Origin of the sequence: Eubacterium sp. AM05-23, assembly GCF_003477535.1 — a bacterium.
In the GTDB taxonomy this organism is placed as follows: Bacteria; Bacillota; Clostridia; order Eubacteriales; family Eubacteriaceae; genus Eubacterium; species Eubacterium maltosivorans.
In genome coordinates, this window is the sequence record NZ_QUDF01000017.1 from 42,735 (window position 1) to 62,876 (window position 20,142).

Annotated in this window: 18 protein-coding genes; all 18 read left to right on the forward strand. The window is 42.3% G+C overall.

Annotated elements, in window-relative coordinates; genetic code table 11:
* The 18 genes from DW091_RS18400 (at position 1) to DW091_RS18485 (ending at position 20,079) form a co-directional block, all read left to right on the forward strand.
* Positions 1–1,047 carry an ATP-binding cassette domain-containing protein gene (locus DW091_RS18400; protein WP_224168845.1) on the forward strand — a complete coding sequence of 349 codons (1,047 nt, stop codon included), beginning with the start codon at positions 1–3 and terminating at the stop codon, positions 1,045–1,047.
* A 41-nt stretch (positions 1,048–1,088) separates the two neighbouring features.
* A complete protein-coding gene (gene modA, locus DW091_RS18405; RefSeq protein ID WP_118518930.1) occupies positions 1,089–1,853 on the forward strand; it encodes a molybdate ABC transporter substrate-binding protein in 765 nt (254 codons plus the stop codon).
* A gap of 436 nt (positions 1,854–2,289) precedes the next feature.
* Entirely contained in the window at positions 2,290–2,607 is a 318-nt protein-coding gene (locus DW091_RS18410; RefSeq protein WP_058694329.1) for a hypothetical protein, read from the forward strand.
* 35 nt (positions 2,608–2,642) lie between these two features.
* Positions 2,643–3,692: a V-type ATPase subunit gene (locus DW091_RS18415; protein ID WP_058694330.1), complete on the forward strand. Its 1,050-nt coding sequence runs from the start codon at positions 2,643–2,645 to the stop codon at positions 3,690–3,692.
* Between the two features lie 20 nt (positions 3,693–3,712).
* Positions 3,713–5,680, forward strand: a complete 1,968-nt coding sequence (locus DW091_RS18420) for a V-type ATPase 116kDa subunit family protein (RefSeq protein WP_058694331.1) — start codon at positions 3,713–3,715, stop codon at positions 5,678–5,680.
* Positions 5,681–5,740: 60 nt separating this feature from the next.
* Positions 5,741–6,175 carry an ATP synthase subunit C gene (locus DW091_RS18425; RefSeq protein ID WP_013380724.1) on the forward strand — a complete coding sequence of 145 codons (435 nt, stop codon included), beginning with the start codon at positions 5,741–5,743 and terminating at the stop codon, positions 6,173–6,175.
* Positions 6,176–6,195: 20 nt separating this feature from the next.
* Positions 6,196–6,498, forward strand: a complete 303-nt coding sequence (locus tag DW091_RS18430; RefSeq protein ID WP_013380723.1) for a V-type ATP synthase subunit F — start codon at positions 6,196–6,198, stop codon at positions 6,496–6,498.
* Positions 6,499–6,510: 12 nt separating this feature from the next.
* Entirely contained in the window at positions 6,511–7,128 is a 618-nt protein-coding gene (locus DW091_RS18435; protein ID WP_224168846.1) for a V-type ATP synthase subunit E, read from the forward strand.
* A complete protein-coding gene (locus DW091_RS18440) occupies positions 7,129–8,916 on the forward strand; it encodes a V-type ATP synthase subunit A (RefSeq protein WP_074617362.1) in 1,788 nt (595 codons plus the stop codon).
* Between the two features lie 11 nt (positions 8,917–8,927).
* Entirely contained in the window at positions 8,928–10,313 is a 1,386-nt protein-coding gene (locus DW091_RS18445) for a V-type ATP synthase subunit B (protein ID WP_058694333.1), read from the forward strand.
* 10 nt (positions 10,314–10,323) lie between these two features.
* Entirely contained in the window at positions 10,324–10,950 is a 627-nt protein-coding gene (locus DW091_RS18450; RefSeq protein WP_058694334.1) for a V-type ATP synthase subunit D, read from the forward strand.
* A 230-nt stretch (positions 10,951–11,180) separates the two neighbouring features.
* On the forward strand, positions 11,181–12,590 hold the full coding sequence (locus DW091_RS18455) for a 3D domain-containing protein (RefSeq protein WP_158577940.1): 1,410 nt from the start codon (positions 11,181–11,183) through the stop codon (positions 12,588–12,590).
* Positions 12,591–13,136: 546 nt separating this feature from the next.
* On the forward strand, positions 13,137–14,555 hold the full coding sequence (locus tag DW091_RS18460) for a hypothetical protein (RefSeq protein WP_118518923.1): 1,419 nt from the start codon (positions 13,137–13,139) through the stop codon (positions 14,553–14,555).
* 238 nt (positions 14,556–14,793) lie between these two features.
* The gene (locus DW091_RS18465; protein ID WP_118518924.1) at positions 14,794–16,005 is read left to right on the forward strand and encodes a DegT/DnrJ/EryC1/StrS family aminotransferase; all 1,212 of its coding nucleotides are present in this window, start codon (positions 14,794–14,796) and stop codon (positions 16,003–16,005) included.
* The gene (locus DW091_RS18470; protein WP_118518925.1) at positions 16,002–17,009 is read left to right on the forward strand and encodes an NAD(P)-dependent oxidoreductase; all 1,008 of its coding nucleotides are present in this window, start codon (positions 16,002–16,004) and stop codon (positions 17,007–17,009) included. The genes DW091_RS18465 and DW091_RS18470 overlap by 4 nt, the downstream gene beginning before the upstream one ends.
* 21 nt (positions 17,010–17,030) lie before the next feature.
* The gene (locus DW091_RS18475; protein ID WP_118518926.1) at positions 17,031–17,654 is read left to right on the forward strand and encodes a sugar transferase; all 624 of its coding nucleotides are present in this window, start codon (positions 17,031–17,033) and stop codon (positions 17,652–17,654) included.
* Position 17,655: 1 nt separating this feature from the next.
* A complete protein-coding gene (locus tag DW091_RS18480) occupies positions 17,656–18,846 on the forward strand; it encodes an ATP-grasp domain-containing protein (protein WP_118518927.1) in 1,191 nt (396 codons plus the stop codon).
* Complete coding sequence (locus DW091_RS18485; protein WP_118518928.1) at positions 18,847–20,079, forward strand: glycosyltransferase family 4 protein; 1,233 nt, start codon at positions 18,847–18,849, stop codon at positions 20,077–20,079.
* The last annotated feature ends 63 nt before the right edge of the window (positions 20,080–20,142 follow it).

Genomic DNA, 20,142 nt, shown 5'->3' on the forward strand with positions numbered 1-20,142 from the left:
ATGCTGGTGGATATTGAAAAAAGATTTAAAGGATTTAATCTGAAAGTACAGTTTGAAAGCGGTGAGGGAGTGACCGGACTGCTGGGTGCCTCCGGATCAGGAAAAAGCATGACCCTGAGGTGTATCGCCGGTATTGAAAAACCTGATAGAGGACAAATCATAGTAGATGGCATTACCTATTTCGATTCTGAAAAGAAGATCAACCTGCCGCCTCAAAAAAGAAGCGTTGGATATCTTTTCCAAAATTACGCGCTATTTCCGAATATGACTGTAAGCCAGAATATTACAGCAGGAATGAAGAAAAGCGCGGACAGTACCCGGAAAATTCTGAAGCAGATGATCGAACGCTTTCAAATCCATGAACTAGAGGAGCATTATCCGGCACAGCTTTCCGGCGGGCAACAACAGCGTGTGGCGCTGGCGAGAATTTTCGCGCGCAGCCCGAAATTACTGATGCTGGATGAACCCTTTTCGGCTTTGGACACTTTTTTGAAATGGGAACTACAGCGTGAAGTCTCAAAAATTTTGAAGGATTATGAAGGAACCACACTTTTTGTCTCGCATTCGAGAGATGAAATTTTTGCCATTTGTGATCGTGTTGCTGTAATTAATGATGGAAAAATCGACCGATTTGATGCGTTAAGAAATATTTTTGCCAATCCTGGAACGATATCTGCTACGAAGCTAACCGGTTGTAAAAATATTTCGAGAATAAAACCGCTGCAAGGCCATTGCTTTGAGGCGGTGGATTGGGGCTGTATGCTTTACTCAGACGTACCGCTTTCACAGGATATTAGCCATGCAGGCATCCGGGCACATTTCTTTGAGCCGGCAGAGTATCCTGGTGAAAATACCATCGAAATAGAGATTGAGGATGTTATCGAATCCCAGTTTAAGGTATCCGTTTTATTCAGGCCTTTTGGAAGGGAGGTGAACCAACTGCTGTGTTGGGATTTTGAACGTGTTTATTTTGGAAAAGAGCCTGGGCGTGAGTTTCCAAAATATTTAAAAATTGCGCCCGAAAATATCATCTTAATGAAAGGGTAAGAAATGTGAAAAGTGTAAAAATATTAATTATTACTGTTTTGATGGGAGTTCTCATTATTGGGTTTACCGCTTGCAGCACACAGAACAATGCGCAGACGGGAGACAGCGCAGACAATGTTAATCTGACGATTTCGGCAGCGGCCAGTTTAAAAAATGCCATGGAAGAGCTGACGCCAATGTACGAACAGGCCAATAAAGGGCAGACATTAACTTTTAATTATGGTGGCTCAGGCGATCTTCAAAAGCAGATTGAGAACGGGGCTCCGACAGATGTTTTCATTTCTGCCGCACAAAAACAGATGGACGCTTTGGAGCAGGAGGGGTTTTTGGCAGAAGGCACCCGTGAAGATCTGCTGAAAAACAATCTGGTTTTAATTGTGCCCCGGGGAAAAACCGAAATCGCCACCATTGAGGATCTGGGTACGGATAAGGCTGCTCAGGTTGCTTTAGGTGAACCGAGCGCAGTACCCGCCGGTCAATATGCTGAAGAGGCGCTGACTAACCTTAATCTTTTAGACACTGTAAAGGCAAAGGCTGTTTACGGCAAAGATGTTACACAGGTATTGACCTATGTAGAAAATAGAGAGGTGGACGCAGGGCTGGTCTACGAAACGGACGCAAAATCAGTCCCAGACAAGGTTGCTATAGTAAGCAAAGTTCCGGAAAGCAGTTACAAAACCGTTATTTACCCAATGGCTGTTTTAAAGGACAGCACCCTGCAGGATGCGGCCAAAAATTTTGAAAGCTTTTTAAATAGTGATGAAGCTAAAGCAGTTTTTGAAAAATACGGTTTTGAGCCGTTGTAAATTAAATAGCTCCTGGTCAAAGGACCGGGAGCTTATTTTATACCTGAATGGTGGGCAGCAGATGCAGTTGATTTTGGCGCATAGCATAGGCAGACAAAAAGGATAAAGACAAATTTGTTTTCATTTCGTTACTGCCATCACGCTTGCTTATATATATTTAATAGGAAGATAATTTTAATTTTTCGTGGATTTTTGGGGTAAAAGGGTATAAAATATCAACAGGGTGAATATAATTTCATTCTAAGAATCCATTATTTATAAAAAGCCATGCTATTATTACCGATTAGCAACAAAAGATACTACAATTATGGGCTTTTGTCTAAAATTTGCGATTAAAACCATTTCAAAAACAAAAATAGTAGTTGCTTTGTATACATAAAGTGCTATAATGGGTTCAGACTAGAATTAATTTTTGAAGAAGGAGGTCGTTATTAGGATGATAAATGAAGTGCTTCATCAGATTATCGATCTGGACAACCGGGCCAAGAAAATTAAAGCCAGCGCCACAGCCCGCGCGGAAAAAATCGTATCCGATACCAAAGACGAGCTGAAAGAAGAAGAAACGAATGTTATCACCGCTGCAAAAGAGGAAAGTAAACAAAATTATGACGTTGAAATCAAAAAAGCTGAAGAAGAGAAAGATAACGCCATAAAAGAAATGTCTAGCTCGATTAAATCATTGCGAGAGCAGTACGAAAGTGCCAAACAAGAAAGTGCAAAAAGAGTTTTGGACGAACTGTTTCAGTCGATCTGATTCTTGAAAAATTTAAAGAAAAGTAGTGAAGATTAATGGCGAATAGTAATCATGCGTGTGTGAACACGAAATTATTGGCAATGAAGTCAAAGATGCTTGGAACTCAGGATTACGAGGCGCTGATTAAAGCCCCTTCGCTGAATGACCTTTTTTATTACCTGAAGGACAATACCTATTACGGGCCATTTCTGGAGGAGGTTCACACGGACCATCTTCACCGCCTGGAACTGGAAGTGCCCCTCACCCGGATGAAAATTTATGAAATTGAGAAGCTGATGCATTATCTGCAGGGAGAAGAAAAGTCCTTTGTAAAAACTTTGCTGATCCGTTCAGATATTGAGAGCCTTCGTGTTTTGATCCGTGGGATTGCCCGCGGCGATAACCTTGAAGAACTCGCCGGGTTTCTGGTCTATTCAGAAAAGTACACCAACATACCCTTTGACAAATTGGTAAAAACAAAAGATTGGGACAGCTTTAAAAAAGCCCTGGTCGGCACAGATTATTATCGTCTTCTCGAAATCTACAAGCAGGTAACCGTAGAGGATGACCTCTTTCCCATTGAAAAGGGACTGGAACGTTACTACTACGATAAGCTGAAGAACAACCTGAACAAGCTGGATCAAAAGAAGAACAAGGACCTTATCAAGACAACACGAGAAGGCATTGATCTATTAAATCTGGTTTGGTTTTATCGTGGGAAGAAGTTCTATCACCTTTCCCGTGAAGAACTGCTGGCCTATGCGCTGCGGGGTGGTCTTAAGATTAAAGAGAAAGATATTCAGCATATGAGTGAGATTAAGAACATGGATACCCTCCATGAGGTGATGAAATCCTACAGTGAATATGCTTTTCTGTTTAATCATTCGAAAACACTGGACCTGTACATGGAAAGAAGACGTGAACGATTTATGTACTATGCCTATCTGAAGCTGTTTAACGGCACAGAAGCTGGCCTGGGAAAAGTCGTTGCATTCATACGGCTCATTGAGTACGAAATTGAGGACATCACCTCCATTATCGAAAGCAAGCGCTACCGTATGTCTGCATTAGAAACAGAAAAATTTTTAATCAGATCTTTTGAGTAAGATGTGAAAGGAAGTATTATATGGCTATAGAAAATGTTATGATGATGAACGTTGTAGGCAAAATAAACTACGTCGACCGTTTCGCTAAAGACATTTTTCTTTTCAATGATATCCAGATTGTTGATGCCATGAACGAAATTGATACCGGGCGTTTTACTTTGCCAGTCTGCGAAGAAAACATCGGTGAGCTGCTGGGATTTGCCCAGCTCGTTCCTGGTGAAAACATGGTGGATGAGAAGATTTTTGTACAGAAGGTGCAAAAATTAAATGAGCTTTACGACAATAAGCTGACCCTGGATACAAAAGCCCTGTCCAAAAAGGAATATGACCTTGGTGAAATCCTTGAAAAAGCCGATCGTTTCCAAAACTATCTGGATACGGAATTTGAAAATCTTGGAAAAGCGCGGGAAGAACTAAAAAGAGTTAACACGAGTATCGAAGCCTACGAATACATCAAAAATATTGATGTAAAAATGGAAGACTTAAATAACATGGAATACTTTACTTATACCATCGGCTCTGTCTCTAAAGACAACGCGGCCCGGTTAAAGAGTATTTACAACACGGTTACTTCCATTGTGTTCCACGTGGGGGACACCAGCCAGAATGAAGAAGTTTTTATGATTATTTCACCTAAGGATTTTGAGGTGGAAACCAACCGTATTTTAAAAGCGCTGAACTTTAAACTGGTTGAAGGTTACGACGATGCTTATATAAAAGCACCAGGCGACATTTTGGCAGATCTGGGCCTTGAAAAAGTAAAACTGGAAAAAACAATTTCTGAAAATGAAACGCTGCTTGAAAAGCACCGTAATGAAAATAAAGTGGAAGCAGAAGAAGTTTTCAATGTGCTCACACTTTACGCAAACTTGAATATCATTAAAAAGTACATGGCTTTCAGTGAGGAAAACTTCTATTTTTCCGGATGGGTCTCCAAAAAAGACAGAGCGGCCCTGGAAAAGATCGCTGCGCAGTATGACAATATGATTGTCATGTTCACCGATCCCGATGCCGCTAACAAACCGCCGACAAAAATGAAAAACAACTGGGTTTTCAGGCCCTTTGAGACACTGGTAAAAATGTACGGGGTGCCAGCATATAACGAGTTAGATCCCACCCCATTTCTCAGTATCACATATTTATTTTGCTTTGGATATATGTTTGGGGATGTAGGCCAAGGTCTTGTCCTATTACTGGCCGGCTATATCTTTGGCAAACGGGGAGTAGAATTGGGGCATGTTATTGCACGAATGGCATGCAGTTCCATTATTTTTGGCTTCATATACGGAAGTATATTTGGTAATGAGTCGATTCTGCCGACACTTTGGGTCAGACCCTTTGAAAACATCAATACGGTGCTTTTGACGGCAGTTGTGCTCGGTGTGGTGATGCTGTTTGTTGCTTATCTGTACAGCATTATCAACAAGCTGCGAGCGGGGGACATTAAAGAAGGACTCTTCGGCAAAAATGGTATTGCCGGCTTTGTCCTTTACATCAGCATCTTGTTGTGCGCGCTCTGCGCTACGGGGATTATCCCGGGCGGCAGTGCCTTTACACCGTTTTTGGCAGTTCTTGCAGTCGCTTTGGTCATCTTGGTGCTTCTGCGTGAGCCGATTGCCAATACCATCAGAAAAAGAAAATTGTACGATACATCTGCAGGGGATTATTATGTGGAAAGCGGCTTTGAGCTTTTTGAAATGCTGCTGGCCATGCTTAGCAACACCCTGTCGTTTATCAGAGTCGGGGCCTTTGCGCTGACTCACGTTGGACTGTTTATGGCATTTGAAACCCTGGCCACCATGGTGGGCGGCGGTTTTGGCGGTGTGATTGTTCTGATCATCGGTAATGTTTTAATCATTGTGCTGGAAGGTCTGATCGACTTTATCCAGTGCCTGAGATTACAGTTCTATGAACTGTTCAGTAAATATTACACAGGTGACGGGGAGGAATTTGTTCCTCTGAGCAGTGAAATCAGAAACACACTTTAATCAAAATAACATGATAAATATCTATCCCTGATGGGATACACGAAGAAAAAGGAGTTTAAAATGAGTATTTTAACAATTATTACAATTTTAGCTGGTCTTTTAGTTCTGGCAACCATTGCCGGTGGTGTTTATTTTATTTATAAGGACTGCACCTCTGAACAGAGCCGTCTGAAAAAGTTTTTAAGATTTAATTTAGCCGGATTTATCCCGACGATGGCTGCTGCTTTAATTATGTTTGCTCCATCTGCTGTTGCTGCCGCTACCAATCCTGCCGGCATGTCTGACGCGGGCCTGGGTTACATTGGCGCCGCATTATCGACTGGTTTAGCCTGTGTGGGTGCAGGTTACGCTGTTGGTGTCGTTGGTTCTGCCGCTCTTGGCGCTGTATCCGAAAATGAAAAGATTCTTGGTAAAACTCTGATCTACGTAGGCCTGGCTGAAGGGGTTGCCATTTACGGATTAATTATCTCGATCATGATCATCGGTAGTCTCTAAGCCTTTAAGGATATGACAAAATGAAATCTTTTGTGATCAGCGAAAATCGTGATTCCTATTTAGGCATGAAATTAGCTGGAATCGAAGGCGCCTACGTCAGAGATCAGGAAACCATTGAAAGTACGTTTAAAGAAGCCCTGAAGAATAAGGAAATCGGCATTATCTTTCTAACCGAAAAGGCTTATTTAATGATCGAAGATCTCGTACTGGATACCAAAAAAAAGGTTCTCTTCCCTTTGATCACGGTCATACCTGACCGCTATGGTTATCAGAGAGAACAGGGAATCATCACCCAATATATTAAAGAATCCGTAGGATTGTAAGGAAGTGAACACATGATATCAGTTGAAGAAAAACTTGGTGTCTTTACACAATATCTCCTAAGGAAACAACGCGAATGGGGCAAGCAGACCATCAATACAGCAAAGGATAAAAAGCTGGAAATGGTGAAGGCTTCTGGTGAAAAAATCAAGGAAGAAAAACGCAGTATCGAAGAACGCGGTTACCACGTTATTTTCCGTGATAAGAATAAAATTATCGCTCAGGGTAAAAACACTGCAAAAACAGAGCTTTTAGAAGAAAAAAGCCGTATTTTGGAGGATTTTAAACAGGCGGTGCTGGATGAAGCCAGAAATTATGTCGGCACAGAAATCTACCGCGGTTACCTTGTAAAATGTCTGGAAAAGGTTCCGAACATTTTGAGAGACCGCAAGGATATTATTATTTTTGTAAATGACCCGGACAGTGCGTTTGTCAAACAAAACGCCTCGAGGGTTCTGCCCGATTACACCATCACATTTGATGCACTACCTGCAGACACCATTGGGGGCATTGTGGTCAGAGACACAGACAATCGTATAAATTGTGACTTTACCGTAGAAAATCTTGTTCGTACCAACTACAAGACAATCGGTATGCACTTAAATGAAGTAATGGAAAAGCAGGTGGGTTAATTGAGTAATGAAGTAAAGAATGAAGTAAAAGGCGTTATTTCAGGCATCAACGGACCCGTTGTAACAGGGACCAATATGACCGCCTTCCAAATGCGTGAAATGGTCATGGTTGGCAAGAAAAAGCTGATCGGCGAAGTCATTGTCCTGGACGGCGATATCGGGACCATTCAGGTATATGAAGAAACCGAAGGCCTGATGCCTGGCGAGGAAATCCTCTCAACCGGGATGCCTTTAAGCGTAAAGCTTGGACCGGGGATGCTTAAAAATATGTTCGATGGTATCCAAAGGCCTCTGGAAAAAATCCAGGAAATCTCACCGGTGTTTATCCCCGAAGGGATCGGCCTGATGTCCATTGATGAAGAAAAACTGTGGGATTACAAAGCCAGACTGAGTGTTGGCGATACCGTAAAACCCGGGCAGGTCTTTGGGACTGTTCAGGAAACCCTGATGATCGAGCACCGACTTATGGTGCCGCCAAACGTAAAGGGAACGGTTGTGGAAGCCAGAGAAGACGGCAGCTACAATATCGAAACGGTTTTAGTTGTTGTTGAGGACGACAGAAAAAGGCGGCATGAGCTTAAAATGTACCAGGAATGGCCGGTAAGAACACCGCGTCCTGCCAAGTTCAGAAGAGAGCCGGAAAAACCACTGGTTACCGGCCAGCGTATCATTGACTTTTTCTTCCCCATTGCCAAGGGCGGTACAGCGGCCATCCCAGGTGGCTTCGGTACAGGTAAGACTACCACCCAGCATCAACTGGCAAAATGGTCTGATGCGGATATTATCATCTATATCGGCTGTGGCGAACGTGGTAATGAAATGACCGAGGTTATCGAAGATTTTCCCGGCCTTATCGACCCGAAATCCGGCGAATCCATCATGGAGCGTACGGTTATGATCGCTAACACCTCAAACATGCCGGTTGCGGCCCGCGAGGCCAGTATCTATACTGGTATTACCATGGCAGAATATTTCAGAGATATGGGATATGACGTCGCCATGATGGCGGACTCCACCTCTCGTTGGGCAGAAGCACTGCGTGAAATCTCTGGCCGTCTGGAAGAAATGCCGGCTGAAGAAGGCTATCCGGCCTATCTGTCCTCCCGTATCGCAGAGTTCTACGAACGTGCGGGCTCTGTGGACACCTTGTGCGGGGAAGAGGGCTCCATTAGTATTGTCGGGGCCGTATCACCGGCCGGGGGGGACTTCTCAGAACCTGTTACCGAAAATACCAAGCGCTATGTCAACACCTTCCTGGCGCTGGATAAAAACCTGGCCTATGCCCGCCACTACCCTGCCATTAACTGGATGGAAAGCTACTCCGGCTATGTGAAGCTGCTGACTGACTGGTATGAAGATAACGTGGCAGAGGACAGCATCCAGCTGCGGAATAAAATGCTGGATCTCCTGTTCCAGGAAAACAAGCTGCAGGAAATGGTTATGCTTATCGGTGAAGATGCACTGCCAGATGACCAGCGCTGGGTACTCAGTATCGCCAAGCTCATCCGGGTTGGCTTCCTGCAGCAGAATACCTTTGACGATACCGATACCTATGTACCGCTTGAAAAACAGTACCGTATGTTAAAGATTATGGATTATCTCTATGAAAAAGGGCTGGCAGGCCTGAAGCAGGGGATACCGACATCTGTGCTGTACAATGAAAAAATCTTTGATGATGTTATCAAAATGAAATACAATATTCCGAATGATGATTTCAGTGGTATTGATGTTCTGAGACAGGATATTGATGAATACTACGACGATCTCATGCGTAGATATCAGGATTAAGGAGGCACAGTATGCAGAGAGAATATCTAAAAATAGACAACATTAACGGGCCTCTTATTCTGATCACAGACGTTGAGGATGTTTTCTACGGCGAGGTTGTAAACATTCAGGACCAGGCCACCGGCGAAGTGAAAAAAGGGAAGGTCATCAAAATTGACGGCACCACCATCACCGTCCAGGTGTTCCAGTCCACAGCCGGCCTGGCAGCAGAAAACAGCGTTACCCGCTTTACAGGCGACGCCTTTAAAATCCCAATGTCCATGGACCTCATGGGCCGTGTGTTTAACGGGATTGGAGAGCCCATCGATAACGGTGCGGATATCTTCAGTACCATTGAATCCAATATCAATGGTGCGCCCATTAACCCCATGAGCCGTGAATACCCGCGTAACTTTATTCAGACCGGTATTTCCGCCATCGACGTGCTGATGACCCTTATCCGTGGCCAGAAGCTGCCGATCTTCTCCGGAAACGGCCTGTCCCATAATGAGCTGGCCGCGCAGATCGTGCGCCAGGCCAAGCTGAGTGACGATGTGGATGAAGAGTTCGCCATCGTGTTTGCCGCCATTGGTGTTAAGCACGACGATGAAAAGTTCTTCCGCAAAACCTTTGAGGAAGCCAATGTCATGGACCGGGTTGTCATGTTTGTCAACTATGCCGATGATCCGGTAGCCGAAAGAAACACCGCGCCGCGATGTGCGCTGACGGTTGCCGAGTACCTGGCTTTTCAGAAAGACATGCATATTCTGGTCGTCATGAGCGATATTACCGCTTACTGCGAGGGTTTACGTGAAATTTCGTCCGCCCGTGAAGAAGTACCAAGCCGTAAGGGCTACCCTGGCTACATGTACTCCGACCTGGCGGCACTGTACGAACGCGCCGGTATGTTAAAGAGCAGTAAAGGCTCTATCACCTTCCTGCCCATTCTGACCATGCCGAATGATGATATCACCCATCCAATCCCTGACTTGACCGGTTATATTACCGAGGGCCAGATCGTATTGGGACGTGATTTGTTCCAGCGGAGCATTTATCCGCCAATTGATGTCCTGCCATCCCTCTCCCGTCTGATGAAGGACGGTATCGGGGAAGGCTATACCCGTGAAGACCATCAGGATCTGGCCAACCAGCTGTTTGCCGCTTATTCCAGAGTGCAGGAAGTTCGTGACCTCTCCCAGATCATGGGTGAGGATGACCTTTCCGAAACCGATAAGCTGTACATGGAATTTGGCCGCGCTTTTGAAGATGAATTCCTGAGCCAGGACTTTGATGAAAACCGGACCATCTATGAAAGTCTGGACCTCGGCTGGAAGCTGCTAACCATCCTGCCAGTCACAGAGCTTGACCGTCTGAGTCCAAAACTGATCGAAAAATATCTGCCAAAGAAGAATGCGTAGGTGATCATTTATGGCCATTAAAATTACGCCGACTAAGGCAAATTTAATCAAGTCGAAGTCAAGCCTGGCCTTTTCAACCAAAGGGTATAACCTGCTCGATAAAAAGCGGACGGTTCTGATCCAGGAAATCATGAAGCTGGTCAAGCAATCCGAGGAGATCGAACAGCAGATTACCGAAATTTTTAAGGAAGCCTATATTGCACTGCAGCAGGTAACCATCAGTATGGGTCTCAACCATGTTGAGGAATATGCTTTGTCCATCCCGCAGGAGGAAGACTTTGACGTACGTACCCGAAGCGTTATGGGCGTCGATATTCCAGAGATCGTGGATAACGTGGACAGGAACAAAAATTTCAGCCTGCCCTATGGCTTCCATGAAAATAATCCAGCCTTGGATGTGGCCATCGAAAAGTTTAATGAGGTAAAGCATCTCTCCTATAAGCTGGCCGAAATTGAGAGTACAGCTTTCAAGCTGTCCCTTGAGATCAAAAAAACACAAAAAAGCGCCAACGCTCTGGATAAAATTCAGATACCAAAGCTTAAGGATCAAATTAAATACATCGAAGAAAGCATCGAAGAAAAGGATCGCGAGGAAAATTTTCGTATTAAAAAGGTCAAAAAACATAATCAATCATAACGTAACGTTACAAAAACCACCGATTTTGGTGGTTTTTGTTATTTTATCGGTTTTTCATGTCGTCTTTACAAAAACAGCCAAATTTTTTGAAATTGTTACAATATTAAGATTTATTGACACTTTAGTTGAATTTTGATAAAATTTATAGTGAAATTATTATTTCTTCTATTATACTTTCACCCGTTTTTCAAAAAGAAGAACACAAAAAAATGAAAGGAAGCAATTATCTTATGAGTGAATTCATGAGCAGTCATTGGAAAAAGATTGTCGGTATGATTTTCCTAATCATATTGACCATTGCCATGGGCATTGCCTGTGCCTTTACCATGACCAAGAACATTGAAGTATCACTGGACGAAAATACCGGAAACGGCAGCGTCCAGACCCAGACACTGGCCAGCCAGCGTCAGACCCAGATCGGCGAAGTGCTCAAGCAAAAGGGCTATCCCGTCGATAGCGGCGAGTACACCGTCAGCGTTCCCCTTGACACCAAGGTGAAGGATGTCGACAATGTTACCATTAAAAAGAACGCCAAAGGAACCTTAAACGTGGACGGAAACGGCCATACCTATGATTCCACAGCCGACACGGTCGGGGACCTGTTAAAGGATCAAAATATTACCCTGGGTGCGAGCGATGTAGTGGTACCATCAGCAGATACCCCTTTGACCACAGAGGTTAAGGAAATCAAAATCGTCCGACGTGAGGAAAAGGAAGAAAGCCGTATGGAGGCCATTCCCTTTGAGGTTAAACAGAGCGTTAATCCCGACCTTGAAGAAGGAAAGCAGAATATCGTAACCGCTGGCGTAAACGGCAGCAAGAAAATTACCGATAAGCTAACCTACGAAGACGGCATTCTGGTCAGCCGTGAAACCGTATCGACCCAGACCGTGCTGGAGCCCGTAACCGAAGTCATTGAAGTCGGCAGCAAGGTAACCACCGAAGTAAAACAGGAAACCCGTGAGGAGGCCATTGCCTTTACCAGCCAGAAGGTTGAAAACCCAGAGCTGGAACAGGGAAAAACCAATGTAAAAACCGCCGGTGTTAACGGCACAGCCCGAATCACCGAAAATGTAACCTACGAAAATGGCAAGGAAATTGCCCGTTCAGTCGTCTCTAAGGAAACCATTAAGGAGCCGGTGACCGAGGTCGTAGAGGTTGGAACAAAAGCCGCAGAACCGGTGCCAACCCCGACACCAGCGCCGACGCCTGAACCCACACCCGAAGCCACACAGCCAGAAGCTCCCGCAGAACAGCCTGCTCCCACACCGGAACCAGCTCCAGCCCCAACGCCAGAGCCCACCCCGGCACCTGAGCCAGAACCCGAGCAGCCAGCGGAAGAAAGCAATGGGATTGATCTGAGTAATGCGACCCATTTTACCGCAAACTGTACTGGGTACATTGCTACAGGTAACGCCACAGCCTCCGGCGCATGGCCAACATCCGGCCATACCATCGCAGCCGATCTGACCAATTATCCCATTGGCACCAGAATCTATATTCCATATTTTGACACTGTATTTACTGTAGAAGACAGTGGCGGCGCCGTAAAAGGCAATGTTATTGACATCTTCTTCGACAGCTACGCCGAGGCCATCAGTTTTGGACGCCGTAATCTGGATGCTTATGTGTTAAATTAGAATTCAAACCTCTCCGCCACCGGATAATCCCGGTGTGCGGAGAGGTTTTTTAGTTTAAAAAATATTAATGAAAGTTTTAAAAGACACACTATCCTAAATACTTTGGAAGTGGTTGAAATGTGTTCGTTATAAAAGAAAAAGACTCGCAGACTATTCAAGGTCTGCGAGTCTTTTTTTGATTTCACTTTTTTATAATTTAACTGCGATACCTATTATAACATTAGGTAATGAAAAAAGCATCAACTTTTTTAAAAAAATTAAATATTTTTCTTCAAAGTCAATTTATGTCTATATTTTAACAATAAAAGTGTTTTTCGTCAAATTTTCATTTCTTATTTATAAAAGATCGATGTGGTCAAAACATGGTCAAAATAAACCTCAAAAATCCTGATTTTAACCGATTTCTTTTACGTTTTTATTTTTAAATTTTAAATTCTTCTTTGGTCAAAAACATGGTCAGAAAAAGCGCAAAGCATAGTACTCATTGGCCTTTAGACATATAGCTCGTAGACCTTGAATAGTCTGCGAATAAATGGAGGCCCCAAAATGAGTGCCGGATACGCCATCACGACGTATAAAATACAGCTGAATTACAAGCATTTAGACTGGTTTAAAAAGACCCAGTCCCTCTTCGACGCCGTCCTGACATTCTACTATGAGCTGCTCGAGCGCCAGCCCGAAGCCCTCAGCCTCACCAATCAGAATTTACTGCGGCATTTAGAGCTACAGACCATAAAACAGCGGGACGGCACACAGCCCGAAACACCCCTGCCCTTTGAGAGAATTCCCCTGTACTTCCGGCGCGCCGCCATCAACGCGGCCATCAGCATGTACAGGAGCTACACAAGCAAGCTCAGGGACTGGGAAGATAAACAAATGGGGAATGGAAAATTGAAAATGGAAAATTCAGGAACAGAATCGCAAAGCGATTCTGAATCAAATCAAATCGGCCAAGCCGATTTGCACCATAACCTTCCACTTTCCACTTTCAACCTTCCACCTGAGTCGGCGAAAAAGGGCCGCCCAAGCCGCCCAAAGAATCTTCACATGTCAATGCTGTATTACAAGGGAATGTATAAGGATTTCGCCGACGGCCAAATCCTGCTCAAGCTCTACACCGGCAAAGCCTGGGCCTGGGTCAAGCACCGTTATACCGGCAGACCCTTTCCAGAAAACGCCGAGCGCATGAGCCCGACCATCGTCATCAAAAAGAAAAAAGTCATGCTCCACATCCCTGTCAAAGAGATCGTGGAGGACAGCCGGACTGCCAAAGAGCGGGTAAAACAAAACGAAAAGTTTGTCGCCGTAGCCCTGACAGGTTCCGATACCCTCGCCGTTTGTACCACCATCCAAGCTGACGGTAGCGCCACCGCCCCTTATTTCATAAAAGGCGGAAAAGCACTGGCCCACCGTAGGAAGCAGCTTCTAGGGTATACCAAACGCGGCAATACCGGGAACAATATGACACACACCGTAGGGAACGCTGCCCTCAGCGTTCCGCAAGAGCATCGACCAAACAAAAAATACTACGAAAAAATCACCCGCGTCACCGACCACTACGCCCATGAAGTATCGAGAAAGATCGTCGATTACGCCCTCAAACAAGGCGCAAAACTCATCGTCCTGCCCGAGCTCAAAGAAAGCTTCAACCAGACGAAAAAGCCCTACCTGGGCAAAAGCCCCTACGACTTTATCGGAAGACGCATCGCCCGATACGTCCAGTACAAAGCCTGGCAGAAAGGCCTGGTCGCCATGACCAGCAAGCCCTACTACGCCAGTACCCGGTGTTACCATTGCGATGCCCCCATCGCGAAGCACAATACCGAGTACCAGAATCCCAGCCCCAACTTCTATGGCGGCAAGAACTTTGTCTGTAAAGAAGGCCACAAGGGGAGTACAGCGCTCAACAGCGCGAGGAATCTGGGGAAAGGGTTCTATGAGCGGTTTTATGCAGGCGTTGCTTGATAAGAAAAATAAATTGTAAATATATTATCTAAATCCTGTGGAGAAATCCATAGGTGTGCTTTTCGCCTATAAGGCCAAAAGTACAGGCTTAGCACCGCCTGTTTTTATTTCGCATCGCATTGTGTTTTCTTTACATATATATGAAAGAAAACACAATGCGATGAAAGTAAAGATTAAAGGATCAGATTTTGATCGTGCGTGCTACGAGTTTTAAATTTAATCATAAGGAAATCTTGAAATGAACATACCATTTTCACCACCCGATATCCGCCAGGAAGATATTGACGAAGTCATCGCAGTCCTTAAATCCGGCTGGATCACCACCGGCCCCCGAACAAAGGCCTTTGAAGAAAAGCTTTCAGAATACTGCCATACCCAAAAGACCGCCTGCCTCAGCGCAGCCACCACCGCCCTGGAGCTGACCCTGAGAATCCTCGGTATCGGCCCAGGCGATGAGGTCATTGTGCCCGCCTACACCTATACCGCCTCCGCCAGCGTGGTGGCGCATGTGGGGGCAAAGCTCGTGCTGGTAGACAGCGCTCCGAACGCTTTTCACGTCAACCCCAAAGCCATCGAAAAAGCCATCACCAGGCGAACCAAAGCCGTTATCCCCGTGGACATCGGCGGCGTCATGTGCGATTACGACGAAATCTTTGAAGCCGTCAAAGCCAAAAGAAGCCTGTTTAAGCCCGGAAAAAACGACCTTCAGAAAGCCATTGGCCGGGTCGCCGTCATCGCCGACGGCGCCCACTCCCTAGGAGCACAGTACAAAGGCAGAATGAGCGGCGAAGTTGCAGACTTTACCACCTTCTCCTTCCATGCCGTGAAAAACCTGACCACCGCCGAAGGCGGAGCTGTGACCTGGAACCCCATCGAAGGCAGCGCCGACGAAAGCATTTATCACCAGTTCATGCTCTGGTCCCTCCATGGGCAGTCCAAAGACGCCCTGGCAAAAACACAAAAAGGCGCCTGGGAATACGACATCATCTATCCCGGCTATAAATGCAATATGACCGACCTGCAGGCCGCTCTAGGCCTGAAACAGCTCGAACGCTACAACGCAATTATCAAACGCCGAAAAGAAATCATTCAAAAATATAACGACGCCTTTGCAGACCTGCCCGTCGAAGCAATGCCCCATGACACCAAAGATAAACACTCCAGCGCCCATCTCTATCTCCTGCGGTTAAAAGATAAAAACAGCGACTACCGCAACGCCCTGATCACCGAGCTGGCAGAGCGAGGCATAGCCACAAACGTCCACTATAAGCCACTGCCCATGCACACCGCCTATAAAAACCTGGGGTTTGACATGAAGCAGTATCCTTGGGCCTATACCATGTATAAAAATGAAATCACCTTACCGCTGCATACCTGTCTGAGCGATGAGGAAGTGGATTATGTGATAAAAAGTATAAGCATTATTCTGAAAGTTGAGGAAAAAAAATGATAGTTGTTATTGGTGCATCAAGTTTTATTGGTGTTTATACAGTTGAGGAGTTACTAAAACAAAATTGTAAAGTTCTAGTTACAGGAAGAAATAATAAATTTAAAGAGCACTACGAAAAACTCGGAGTTGAATATATCAATTTAGATTTAACTAATAAAAATGATTTTGAAAGATTGCCTAAGAAAAATGTAGATGGTGTTATTTTGTTAGCAGGTTTATTACCTGCAAATGTTTCGGTAAACATAAACATAGAAGAAAACGCTTCTGATTATTTTAAGATTAATACGATTGGAACAATTAATGTTTTGGAATATTGTCGAAAGAATAATATAAAAAGAGTTATATCTACAGCTTCGTATGCTGATGTTTCTAATTCATGGAGTAGCGATAAAGTAATAACGGAGGAAGAACCACGTGGTTTTAAATATACTGGAGACCATGCGGTTTATATAATGTCTAAAAATGCGGCAAATGATGTTATGGAATACTACAATCAACAACATGGTATGAAAAATGCAGTTTTTCGTTTGCCACCAGTTTATGGTGTAGGACCGCATGGGACATTATTTGTTGATGGCAAACAAAGAAAGTCAGGTTTGCAAATATTTATTGATAAAGCAAGCGCAGGAGAGCCGATTGAAGTTCACGGTAATAAAGATCTAAAAAGAGATATTGTTTATGTAAAAGATGTCGCTTATGCTTTTTATCTCGCCGTTTTTAGTGATAAAACTAATGGTTTGTACAATATGACATCTGGAAAAAGTGTAACACTTGAGGAGCAGGTTCACGTTATCGCGGAATTATTTGCTCAATCTTCTAAAAAAAGATCACAAATTATCTATAAACCGGAAATAAAAAATAATACTCCATCATTTTTGTTTAGTATGGTAAAGGCCAAAAGAGACTTTGATTTTGTACCTAGATACAGCAATTTTAAAGTGTTGATGCAAGATTATAAAAAGGATCTAGATAATTGTAAGTTCAAGCATTTATTCAACTATTAATTAATGTTAACAGGAGTCAATATGTACAATATTTTAAAAAGAATATTTGATTTCTTTTTTTCGTTGCTTTTACTTCCCGTTTTGTTGGTGTTGATTATCGTTGTTGGATTAGCAATAAAATTAGACGATAAAGGACCAATTTTTTACTTTGCTTACCGCATAGGAAAAGATGGAAAGATTTTTAAAATGTTTAAGTTTCGATCAATGAAAATAAATTCGCCGGATATACGTTTAGAGGATGGATCAACATATAACTCAAACAGTGATTCGCGTGTAACAAAAGTTGGAAAATATTTAAGAAAAACAAGTATTGATGAAGTACCACAAATCTTAAATATTTTAAAAGGAGAAATGAGTTTTATTGGACCACGTCCAGATTCTGCAATGTGGCTTGAAAATTATACGGAAGACGAAAAAATCATACTAACAGTACCTCCTGGGATTTCAGGATATAACCAAGTGGTAAGTAGAAATGCATCAAATACGAAAGAAAAAATAGAAAATGATATTTATTATGTAAAACATTATTCATTTAGATTAGATTTTTGGATATTGATTAAGACAGTACAGACCGTGATAAAGTCAAAAAATGTTTATCGGAATATTAATAACGATATTATATCTTTTGACAAAAATGAGGAATAAAATGAAAAAAATAATGATATTGGGTGCAAGTATCCTTCAATTACCTGCAATACGAAAAGCAAAAGAGATGGGATTGACCGTTATTGCTGTAGATATTGATGAAGATGCCGTTGGTTTTAAAGAAGCAGATATTTGTTTGCTAATAAGTACGATTGATACAGAAAAAGTTTTAGAAGCAGCTAAAAAATATGAAATAGATGGCATTATGACATTGGCAAGCGATATGCCAATGCGAACAATAGCGGAAGTATCCCAAAAATTACATTTACCAGGGATTGATGAAAAGACAGCTCTAAAAGCGACCGATAAGGTTGAAATGCGGAAAGCACTAAAAGCTAGCAATGTACCAATTCCTCAATTCTATTATTGCAATAAGTTAGATGATTACAAAATTATAGTCAATAATTTTAAACAAAAATATATTGTAAAACCTTCAGATAATTCAGGTAGTCGAGGTATTTATCTAGTAGAAAGCCAAGAAGAAAGTGAGAAGGCTTTCTACTACAGCCGCAAAAATTCACGAAGTGGTATTGTACTTGTTGAAGAGTATATGGAAGGCCCTGAAGTAAGTGCGGAAGCGCTAACAATTGATGGAGAAACATCGGTTATAGCAATAACCGATAAAATAACAACTGGACCACCGAATTTCGTTGAAATAGGACACACTCAGCCCAGTCACTTATCAAAAGATATTCAAAAAAAAATAGAAGAAATCTCAATTTGGGCAATACAAGCAATTGGTATAAAAAATGGGCCATCCCATATTGAAATTAAAATAACAAAAGAAGGCCCAAAAGTAGTCGAACTTGGGGCGAGGTTAGGCGGAGATAATATTGCAACTCATTTGGTTCCACTTTCTACAGGAGTAGATATGGTGAAGGCAACAATAGAAATTGCTTTAAATAAGAAAACAACCATTAAACAACGATGGCAAAGATATGCTGCCATTAGGTATTTTCATTCGAAACCCGGAAAACTAAAAAAAATCTTGGGTTTAAATGAAGCTAAGCAGTTGAAAGAAGTCTATGAAGTGATTGTCACAAAAGAGAAGGGTGAAATGATAACTAGTATACACAATAGTGCAGATAGATTAGGATATTTTATTTTGTGCACAGAAAATATAGACAGTATTAATCAAATAAGCAAAAAAATTGTTGAAGACTTAAAAATAGTTATTGATACGGAACAGTAAATGAAAATATTAATGTTAAATGCTTATTTCGAACCAGAAAAAGCATCAAGTATTTATTTAACGCTAAATCTTATAGAAGATTTAGTTCAAAAAGATAATGAAGTAGTGCTGTATACACCAGTTCCTACTCGTGGAGTGTCAAACGAAGTACGTTCCTATTATAAGAAAGAAAAAAAAGAGGAACAGTTGTTTAATGGTAAAGTAAAAATACATCGTATTTCATTAATAAAGGAAGTAAAAAATGTATTTTTGCGTGCTATCCGTTATTTGCTGCTGAATTTTTTATTCATTATAAAAGCGCTTAAAACAGATGCGGACATACTTTTTCTTTACAGCACTCCGCCAACACAGGGATTAGTTGGGGGAATCGTTAAGAAATTCAAAAAAATTCCTTTTGTTTATAATCTTCAAGATATTTTTCCAGATTCACTTGAAAATACGGGAATTGCAACAAAAAAATCGATCGTTTATAAAATAGGAAGAAAAATTGAAGATTATACATATAAAAAAGCAGATAGAATTATCACAATATCTGAAAATTTTAAAACAAATATCATGAATAAAGGCGTTCCTGAGAAAAAAATAGATGTTGTATATAACTGGGTAGATGAGAAAGCGGTAAAACCAATCAAAAGATGTGAAAATGATCTAATCAAAAAATATAATCTTGATCCAAAGTTTTTTTATGTTGTCTATGCTGGAAATTTAGGGAAATCACAAAATATAGATATTATTTTTCAATGTGCAAAACAGCTTTATAAAGAAAAAATTATGTTTATTATATTCGGTTCAGGAACAGAAGAAAATTATTATAGAGAAAAGAATAACAAAATGGGACTTTCTAATCTAAAATTATTTCCAATAGAGCCATATGAAAAAGTTTCGCATGTCTATAGTTTGGGTGATATTTGTTTAGTAACGTGTAAAAAGGGAGTTGGAAAAAGTGGTTTGCCAAGTAAAACATGGAGTATTTTATCATCAGGTAGTATACCAATAGCAAGTTTTGATAAAGATAGTGAATTAGAAAAAATCATCAATGAAAATAATTTAGGTGGATTTGTAAATGCAGAAGATAGCAAAGCTCTATCTGAAGAAATAGTGAAGTTTTATAAAAATCAAGAAAAAAACAAAGCAATTCGTGAAAATAACCGAAAATTTATCTTAGATAATTTAAGTAGAAGTGCTTCAACTAAAAAAATCGAAAGTATTTTAAAAGAAGTAATTAAGGAGTAAACCATGTTTAAAGGAGAAACCCTACTCATCACCGGCGGCACGGGCAGCTTCGGCCACGCCGTG

Excerpts from the sequence above, each read along its gene's own strand:
- DW091_RS18400 (WP_224168845.1), top strand. The coding sequence starts at position 1 with ATGCTGGTGGATATTGAAAAAAGATTTAAAGGATTTAATCTGAAAGTA.
- modA (WP_118518930.1), top strand. The coding sequence starts at position 1,089 with ATGGGAGTTCTCATTATTGGGTTTACCGCTTGCAGCACACAGAACAAT.
- DW091_RS18410 (WP_058694329.1), top strand. The coding sequence starts at position 2,290 with ATGATAAATGAAGTGCTTCATCAGATTATCGATCTGGACAACCGGGCC.
- DW091_RS18415 (WP_058694330.1), top strand. The coding sequence starts at position 2,643 with ATGGCGAATAGTAATCATGCGTGTGTGAACACGAAATTATTGGCAATG.
- DW091_RS18420 (WP_058694331.1), top strand. The coding sequence starts at position 3,713 with ATGGCTATAGAAAATGTTATGATGATGAACGTTGTAGGCAAAATAAAC.
- DW091_RS18425 (WP_013380724.1), top strand. The coding sequence starts at position 5,741 with ATGAGTATTTTAACAATTATTACAATTTTAGCTGGTCTTTTAGTTCTG.
- DW091_RS18430 (WP_013380723.1), top strand. The coding sequence starts at position 6,196 with ATGAAATCTTTTGTGATCAGCGAAAATCGTGATTCCTATTTAGGCATG.
- DW091_RS18435 (WP_224168846.1), top strand. The coding sequence starts at position 6,511 with ATGATATCAGTTGAAGAAAAACTTGGTGTCTTTACACAATATCTCCTA.
- DW091_RS18445 (WP_058694333.1), top strand. The coding sequence starts at position 8,928 with ATGCAGAGAGAATATCTAAAAATAGACAACATTAACGGGCCTCTTATT.
- DW091_RS18450 (WP_058694334.1), top strand. The coding sequence starts at position 10,324 with ATGGCCATTAAAATTACGCCGACTAAGGCAAATTTAATCAAGTCGAAG.
- DW091_RS18455 (WP_158577940.1), top strand. The coding sequence starts at position 11,181 with ATGAGTGAATTCATGAGCAGTCATTGGAAAAAGATTGTCGGTATGATT.
- DW091_RS18460 (WP_118518923.1), top strand. The coding sequence starts at position 13,137 with ATGAGTGCCGGATACGCCATCACGACGTATAAAATACAGCTGAATTAC.
- DW091_RS18465 (WP_118518924.1), top strand. The coding sequence starts at position 14,794 with ATGAACATACCATTTTCACCACCCGATATCCGCCAGGAAGATATTGAC.
- DW091_RS18470 (WP_118518925.1), top strand. The coding sequence starts at position 16,002 with ATGATAGTTGTTATTGGTGCATCAAGTTTTATTGGTGTTTATACAGTT.
- DW091_RS18475 (WP_118518926.1), top strand. The coding sequence starts at position 17,031 with ATGTACAATATTTTAAAAAGAATATTTGATTTCTTTTTTTCGTTGCTT.
- DW091_RS18480 (WP_118518927.1), top strand. The coding sequence starts at position 17,656 with ATGAAAAAAATAATGATATTGGGTGCAAGTATCCTTCAATTACCTGCA.
- DW091_RS18485 (WP_118518928.1), top strand. The coding sequence starts at position 18,847 with ATGAAAATATTAATGTTAAATGCTTATTTCGAACCAGAAAAAGCATCA.